This is a genomic window from Methanoculleus sp. MH98A, assembly GCF_000691865.1.
In the GTDB taxonomy this organism is placed as follows: Archaea; Halobacteriota; Methanomicrobia; order Methanomicrobiales; family Methanoculleaceae; genus Methanoculleus.
Genome location: NZ_JMIO01000074.1, coordinates 1 through 7,126, shown reverse-complemented (window position 1 = coordinate 7,126; position 7,126 = coordinate 1). Strand labels below are relative to the sequence as shown.

Annotated in this window: 8 protein-coding genes; 4 read left to right on the top strand and 4 right to left on the bottom strand. The window is 58.3% G+C overall.

Translation table 11 applies throughout. The features are described 5' to 3' along the window. The first annotated feature begins 884 nt into the window (after positions 1-884). The 3 genes from EI28_RS09930 to EI28_RS09920 all read left to right on the top strand — a co-directional run bounded on the left by EI28_RS09930 (position 885) and on the right by EI28_RS09920 (position 4,124). A complete protein-coding gene (locus tag EI28_RS09930; RefSeq protein WP_048114516.1) occupies positions 885-1,400 on the top strand; it encodes a cob(I)yrinic acid a,c-diamide adenosyltransferase in 516 nt (171 codons plus the stop codon). A 304-nt stretch (positions 1,401-1,704) separates the two neighbouring features. After that, entirely contained in the window at positions 1,705-2,364 is a 660-nt protein-coding gene (locus EI28_RS09925) for a class I SAM-dependent methyltransferase (protein ID WP_048114514.1), read from the top strand. Continuing rightward, the gene (locus EI28_RS09920; RefSeq protein ID WP_048114513.1) at positions 2,361-4,124 is read left to right on the top strand and encodes a radical SAM protein; all 1,764 of its coding nucleotides are present in this window, start codon (positions 2,361-2,363) and stop codon (positions 4,122-4,124) included. Before EI28_RS09925 ends, EI28_RS09920 begins: the two co-directional genes overlap by 4 nt. 194 nt (positions 4,125-4,318) lie before the next feature. Here the strand turns inward: EI28_RS09920 and EI28_RS09915 are convergent, their stop codons facing one another. Then, the gene (locus tag EI28_RS09915) at positions 4,319-4,762 is read right to left on the bottom strand and encodes a CGGC domain-containing protein (protein ID WP_231476722.1); all 444 of its coding nucleotides are present in this window, start codon (positions 4,760-4,762) and stop codon (positions 4,319-4,321) included. Between the two features lie 219 nt (positions 4,763-4,981). On the opposite strand from EI28_RS09915, the gene EI28_RS09910 reads away from it, so the two are divergent. Further along, a complete protein-coding gene (locus EI28_RS09910; RefSeq protein WP_082223149.1) occupies positions 4,982-5,386 on the top strand; it encodes a tetratricopeptide repeat protein in 405 nt (134 codons plus the stop codon). Positions 5,387-5,672: 286 nt separating this feature from the next. Here the strand turns inward: EI28_RS09910 and EI28_RS09905 are convergent, their stop codons facing one another. The 3 genes from EI28_RS09905 to EI28_RS09890 all read right to left on the bottom strand — a co-directional run bounded on the left by EI28_RS09905 (position 5,673) and on the right by EI28_RS09890 (position 7,072). After that, positions 5,673-6,023, bottom strand: coding sequence for a DUF86 domain-containing protein (locus tag EI28_RS09905; protein ID WP_048114510.1), 351 nt, complete (start codon positions 6,021-6,023; stop codon positions 5,673-5,675). Then, complete coding sequence (locus EI28_RS09900; RefSeq protein WP_048114508.1) at positions 6,016-6,279, bottom strand: nucleotidyltransferase family protein; 264 nt, start codon at positions 6,277-6,279, stop codon at positions 6,016-6,018. Before EI28_RS09900 ends, EI28_RS09905 begins: the two co-directional genes overlap by 8 nt. 520 nt (positions 6,280-6,799) lie before the next feature. Beyond that, positions 6,800-7,072 (bottom strand): hypothetical protein, encoded by a 273-nt coding sequence (locus EI28_RS09890; RefSeq protein ID WP_048114506.1) that lies wholly within the window; start codon positions 7,070-7,072, stop codon positions 6,800-6,802. Positions 7,073-7,126: the final 54 nt, after the last annotated feature.

The following is a 7,126-nucleotide window of genomic DNA, read 5'->3' as shown; positions in this document are numbered from 1 at the left end:
CACCGTCCCACTGCCGCGTTCATTTCGTGAAGGCAACAGTACGGGTGCCGAACAGGACTCCACCTCGCAGAAATAAGGGATTTTACCCGTCAGTTCACTGCCATGCTTCCCCTGCTCATCCAGATTGATGAACGAACTGCAGAAGTTGATTACTAAATCGTTTGACAACTATTTAAACATTATTTTTGGAGATGCTCCCAGAACTCCTCGGCCACACGATAGGGGCGCTTGTCGTGCAGGACTTACCGATATTCCGGTACCACAAACCCTGCACGGTTTGAAGTAGAGATGAATTGTCACTCATTCTTCTGGCATCCGAAAAGTGCGAAAGTGAGAATTTTCATGCCGACGAGTAAGGATGAACTATAGAGAGAACTACGAGCAGAACAGCGGGTACAGCAGTAATTTTTGTACTTGCACTCTGCCTCCATCCCAGCATGCGGGTGCACCGCGGCACCTGCGGCGACGGAGACAACAGAGGCCTGAGCATGGTCGCGGCCGGCCTGCCGTTCAGGCGGCTACCACCCCTCTTTTCCTGCTCATGACAATGAGGCAGGCGATGGAGTTCCTGGCCCGCCCGTAAGACTTCCCTGTTGCCTCCGATGCTCCCGGCCAAGTGCGTGGTCTTTTGCACGTAACGTAGCCGGGATGCGCCTGGAACGAGCCTGCAGGATGAGGTATGTCCAAAACCTCTGCCTGAGTGGGACGTCCCACCGCCTCCACCGGCCGTGAGGGGCAGCGATCCGGGTGGGAGCCTGCCTGCGGTGAGAACGTCTCTCCCGGTGCCCGATGAAGCCGTTCTCTCCGGGTTCAATCCTATCTCTTATTGGTGCAGGAGAAACAAACGCTCGAATACCTGACGAAATCCGGAGGGGTCCCTGTTTATGGAACGAGGATATATTCACGTTTACACGGGCAACGGCAAAGGAAAGACGACTGCGGCGCTGGGTTTGTCGCTCCGGTGTGTCTGCGCCGGCAAAGGGGTGTTTTTCGGCCAGTTCATCAAAGACGGAGATTGCAGCGAACTTAGCGCAGGAAAACTCCTTCCAGATTTCGAGATCGTCCAGTTCGGGCGCGGATGTTTTATCGACCGCAATCCCGATGAGAAAGACCGCACGACCGCCCGCGAAGGACTTGCACGGTGCGACAGGGTTCTGCAGTCGGGCGAATACGACCTGGTGGTGCTCGATGAGGTCAACGTGGCGCTCTTCTACGGCCTCTTCGGGGTGGTCGACGTCGTCGAGGCGCTGGAGAGGAGAGATCCCCGTGTAGAGGTCGTGCTCACCGGGAGGTATGCTCCGCAGGAGATAATCGATGCCGCGGATCTGGTTACCGAGATGAGAGAGGTCAAACACTATTACCATGAAGGGGTAGAGGCTCGCGCGGGTATCGAGCGCTGAAGGGGTGCCGGGCCCCTCTGCCTCGTGGGTATCGTCCTGAAGGTGTCTGGACCGAAGAGCGCCCCGGAGACCTGTGCAGCAAACTGACGACCGGGCTCCTTCTCCGGTGCCGGCACCAGGCTATGGTCAACCGGACCCCCATCGCCGGCGATCGGGATCCCGGTGCCGCTCCGCCCGTCGCGGGCTGCCACCTGTTCGGGCGACCTATCAATGGAATTCTTTTTCCTTTTTGACGATGTTAACTTCATTGTGCCAGGTGCAGACGCATCTTTCGTCTACACCAAACCGAGCGAAGGTCACACCCATGCATGAGAAAAAGGACAAATTCGACAAAAAAGGCGCCGGCGGTATGGACGAGATCGCAAAGACCCTCTTTGCCCCGATATACCCGGTGATCGCACAGAACATCATCGATCGCTTCGGCATCACCGAAGGCACCTGCATCGACATCGGCAGCGGGCCGGCATCGCTGGCGATCGCCATTGCAGAGCGGTCCAGCCTCTCGGTCATCGCCCTGGACTCCTCAGGCGACATGCACGAGGCTGCATCGAAAAATATTGCAAACGCAGGCCTATCCGGCCGTATACGGCTCCTGCAGGGGGATGTTCACGATATCCCGCTCGCCGACGACACCGCGGACCTGATCGTCAGCAGGGGTTCGATGTTCTTCTGGGACGACATCCACACCGCCTTCCGCGAGATCTACCGGATTCTCAAACCGGGTGGAAAGACCTGCATCGGCGGGGGATTCGGCAACAAAGAACTGCGCGACGCGATCTCGGCGGAGATGATCCGCCGCAACCCCGACTGGAAGGAGTTCAACAGGAAGAACATTTCACCGGAGAACGTGGAGCGGTTCCGGACCATGTTAAACGAGATCGGCGTCCCTTCGTTCGAGATCCTCTACGGGGACAAAGGGTTCTGGATCGTCATTTCCAAGACAGCTGGCGGTGCACTCCCATGAAGTGCCCTGTCTGCGAGATCGGGTGCGACATCGCCGAGGGGCGCTCCGGCCGGTGCAGGATGTACGTGAACCGGAACGGCACGATCGTCGAGCGGTTCCCCGGATCCTACCTGACCATGCTCCCCATCACGATAGAAACGATGCCGATGGTTCATTTCGCCCCGAAGAGCAAATTTCTCCAGGTCAGCACCGTCGGGTGCAACTTCGCCTGCCCGGGGTGCATCTCGGAGACCCTGACCGTGCACGCCGACGCGGTGGCCGGCGCTCTCACGACCGCGTCACCGGAGGAGGTCGTGAGGCGGGCACAGGTGGAAGACTGCACCGGCATCGTCTTCTGCCTCAACGATCCCGCCGCTTCGTATTTCACCTTCCTCGCCCTCGCGAGGGAGGCAAAAGCGGCCGGTCTCCGGGTAGGGTGCTCGACGAACGGCTACTTCACGGAGCATGCACTCGCCGCCCTCACCCCCTCCCTCGATTTCGTCAATATCGGCCTGAAAGGGTCGTCCGACGAGCGCTACCGCGAGTGCGGGGCGAAGTCCGCCGACCCGGTCTTTCGAAACATCCGGACGCTGCACGAGAAGGGAGTGCACGTGGAGGTCTCGGCAATGTACATCCACGGCGCCGAGGACGAGGTCCTCAACGCCGCACGGCGGGTGGCGGGGATCTCCCCCGACATCCCGCTACAGGTGATGCGGTTCGTGCCCTTCGGTGAAGCGGCTCCCGGCCTCGAACCGACGATCCGGGAATCGGAGCACGTTACAGACCGCCTGCGCACATTCCTCCGCTACGTCTACCTCTTCAACTCGCCCGGCACGGGCTACCTCAACACCGTCTGCCCGGTCTGCGGCACTACGGTCCTCGAACGGGAGTTCTACGGGCCCATGGGCTGCCGCACCTCCGCCGCCCTCGAGGGCGGCAGGTGCCCCTGCGGATGGCAGGCTCCCGTTCGAGGGGAGATCTGCGCAGAGCAGTATACGGAATACGGCATGCTCGGTGGTTACCGGACCACCCGGGCCATCGAGATGGCCCATGCCATACTGGTCACCCTCGGCATCCGGGACGACAAGGAGCTCGGCGCCGTTCTCGGCGATATCGTCAGGGAAGACTTCATCCGGGGCATGCACGACCGCATTCATCAGGTTGACTCCTGGCTCGGCCTGATCGCGGAGCTCGCAGCGCGTGCGGGGCGCGAAGAGGAAGGCCGGGAACTGATCTCGTTCCTCCGGGAGCGCACCGATCGCATCGTAGCCGGCAGCGCTCTCGCCGAAACCCGTCCCCGCGTCTACTACTCGATGGGCTACCCGCTCTTTGCCCTGAACGCGGAGCGATTCGAGAGCAACCTGGTGGAGGCAGCGGGAGGGACCTGCGTCAACAAGCGCCTCAAGCGGAAGGGAAAGCCCGGGGTCAACATCACCGTCGACGAATTGAACGAGCTAAACCCCGAATACATGTTCATCTCGGGGTTCCTCTCCTCACCGGCGTCCGACTATCTCCACTACTGCACCGAGCACGCGGTTGAGACCGACGCCGTCGGGGCAGGGAGAGTCTACAATGTGCCTGCAGGATGGGATTTCGGCAGCCCGCGGTGGATCCTGGGGTTCATGTTTCTCGCAAACACTATCCACCCGGAGATCTTTTCCTTCGACCTGGAGCACGAGCAGCGTGAATTTTACAGGAGGTTCTACGGTATTACCGGCGATAAGTTCGTCGCGAACCGCGACTTTTCCCGGCCGGTGATCGGTGCGCCGGGGGATGAGTGATCGGCTGTTTCGCCCACCTCTGAAAGGATGAGGGGTAAACCCCTCTCTATAGTTTTTCACGGCACGTCGCTTTGCACCGGGGTCTGTTGAAGCAGGCATGAATCCGGATTCATGCATGATGAAAAACAGTGATACGAATCAGAATGGGCGGCGCAGAAGCGGGAACTCTTGTGTGCGGGGAAAATGCCCCCCGGCTAATGCGTCCATTCGATGATCCTGATCTCCGGGCCGACGGCCTTGATGACACAATCTCTCATGTCGGCATAATGGGGGCAGGGGTACCCGATTGGATTGCCTCTGGTGATACACGATGCGAACACGATTGCTTCTGCTCCTCGTTCGACCAGCATCTTTGCCCGCGGTATTGCCCTCTTCCCGGGGCATCCGCCGCATGTCACAAACCCGACAATGTCGACAGGCCCGGTCTTCTGGAACGCACCTTTCCCCTCTTTTGTTACGAGGAAATCCGCGGTCCCCGGACACATATCCTCCGTCATCATACAGCGGATGATACCTACTTTCATACGAGTGAATTTTCCCGGTATCTGATAGTCCTTCCGATAATGAACGTATCCTGGCTCCGTTGAAACCTCGTTTTCGAAGCCTATTCGTGCCTGCAGAAAACGATCTATAAACACCGGCAGCCAATCACCGGCGAATACCCGGACATTGTTCTTGCGGCATCCGGGGTTGTTTTTCGTAGCCCCCGGGGGTTCCGGTGGATCCTCTGTGCGGTGACGAGTTCCGTCGGGCGTCCGAAGAGAACCTCAAAGACTTATTTCACCTCGTTGCCGATGCTTCCTCCATTGTCCGGTAGCGGCATAGCCTTCATTAACTGCCGGGTTTAATATGCCACTATGAAGGCTCCGCCGCCGACCGCATGTCTCTGCGGTGCGCTGATTGTTATTCTCATTTCCTGCGGCTGCATAACCCATACCGGAGACAGGGCAGGATTTATGGAAAACGTAAATGAAAGCCAGGAATATTACGATAACCGGGTTGCAGTGGATCCGGACAATGCCGAGGCGTGGTGCATCCGGGGGATGTACTACAACAATTACCACAACCAGTACGCCGAAGCGATGGAGATCTGCAACAGGGCGCTTGAACTGGACCCGGAATACGGGCTGGCCTGGTACCTGAAAGGAGTCATTCTGACGAATATGAATAAGACCGACGAAGCGGCGGCGTGTTTTGAGAACGCGACGAGGTACGATCCCGGGCTGAAGGAGGATGTGCAGTTCGTTGTCGGCAATGTGTGATGATGCGGATTTTATAATGCATTCCCGGGAGCAGTATCCATCTGCCCTACCGGCGACGATTGCCGCCTCCCTACCGTCCCTCACGACGGAGGCGTCACCGTGCCGGAGGAGAAGACCACCCGGGACCTCCTCGTTGCATGAGGGCAGGTACCTCCCATCTCCCGGGTTCTGCCGATGCAAGCGATCGATCTCCTGCTAACCGTTACTCGGACTCAGAACGCTTCAGAAGCTCACACTATCCTTATGGAAGAACGAGATTTGAAATCCCCGGTGAACCTTTCGCTCATCATTCCGGGTTTGATGCGTCAAGAGCGAGCAGAATTGCCTGAACTTTCGGTTCGAGAACCGGGATCTCGGTCTTGAGAATAGTCCAGACAATCCTCCAGTCTACCTCAAAATATGCGTGAATCAGCTTATCCCGCGACCCGGCCATCAGCTTCCAGGGAATCTCCGGATACTGCTCTTTTTGGTGCTCGGAGATGTTCTTCGTGGCCTCTCCGATGATCTCGATCGCCCGGACGATCGCATGCTGCCGCACCGGGTCACGAAGCAGGTCCTCGTACGTCAGATCTCTACCGATCTCACGGAGAAGCACGATCTCATCAAGGATATGACGGAGGAAGAGTTCATCACGCATCACACCAGACAACCTCCTGTTCGACATAGGGCCGCAGGTATCGGCTGAGCCCCTGCTCGGTGACGAGGTCAACCCGGCGCCCGAAAAATTCCTCCAGATAGAAGGCAAGTTCCATGAAGTTCCGAAACGTCGTCTGCCCCGGCGCAAACTCGACCAGCACGTCCACATCGCTGTCAGGCCGCTCCTCTCCCCGTGCGGTAGACCCAAAGATGCCGATCTTCGCAACGCCGAACCGCTCCCGGAGCAGCGGGAGCACTTCTTCGAGCTTCGCGACGACTCGCTCTTCTTGTTCCGGCGCACCTGAGCAGCCATATGGGTTCTCTCCTCTTCTTGATCGTAGCTGGGGGTGAGGAGGTGATGAATGTTGTCGTTCACAGGATGGATAGATACGCGGTCGCCACCCCGGTACACTGGCCAACGGATACTCAGGAACATTTTCCAGGAAGCTGGCGCTCAGTACCCGAACCGGCGATCGTAGCCGGTATGATCCAGCCACTCGATGACGACTGCGATTGTGTCACCGTCGCTGGTCACGGTATACATCAATCTCCAGGATATAGAGGTTGTATTTCCAGAGGTGCTTTCCCGGGGGATCTCACTGTCGATAAGCATCCGGGATCTGCCTCTTTGGAACCTGAGTGCCGCAAAAAGCGTTGGCGGATATTGCCTCGAAGGCCCTGTTCGGGAGGGCGACCAGTTCCCGATCTTCTGTTCGGGTTGATGCCGACAGAGCCTCGAAGGCTTCCTTCACCTTCGTGTCGGCAAGATTGCCGCCTTCATCGGATCCGCAGGTCTTCGCGGGCCAGGTACCACCGGGTAAACTCCGGATCGTAGATCCAGCAGACCTTGCTCTGTGCATCGATGGCGATCTTACCCGACTCCAGGAGGTACTCGATGATCGTCTTGAACGTCTGGTACATAACCTTCCGCGGCAGGCGTTCCCAGAGCGCCCGGCGGCGGTATTCGCCGCTGTGCTCCCGAATGAAGTCTTCGACCATTTTGATCGTATCGAGTGTGGGAGAGTGGCTGGAGCCGGCGCTTGCAGACATGATCTCAGGATTATTGTATGAGTATATATAACAAGTTGATCCGGGTGTGGCAGA

Coding starts and splice junctions, on each gene's coding strand:
- EI28_RS09930 (WP_048114516.1), top strand. CDS start 885: ATGGAACGAGGATATATTCACGTTTACACGGGCAACGGCAAAGGAAAG.
- EI28_RS09925 (WP_048114514.1), top strand. CDS start 1,705: ATGCATGAGAAAAAGGACAAATTCGACAAAAAAGGCGCCGGCGGTATG.
- EI28_RS09920 (WP_048114513.1), top strand. CDS start 2,361: ATGAAGTGCCCTGTCTGCGAGATCGGGTGCGACATCGCCGAGGGGCGC.
- EI28_RS09910 (WP_082223149.1), top strand. CDS start 4,982: ATGAAGGCTCCGCCGCCGACCGCATGTCTCTGCGGTGCGCTGATTGTT.
- EI28_RS09905 (WP_048114510.1), bottom strand. CDS start 6,023: ATGCGTGATGAACTCTTCCTCCGTCATATCCTTGATGAGATCGTGCTT.
- EI28_RS09890 (WP_048114506.1), bottom strand. CDS start 7,072: ATGTCTGCAAGCGCCGGCTCCAGCCACTCTCCCACACTCGATACGATC.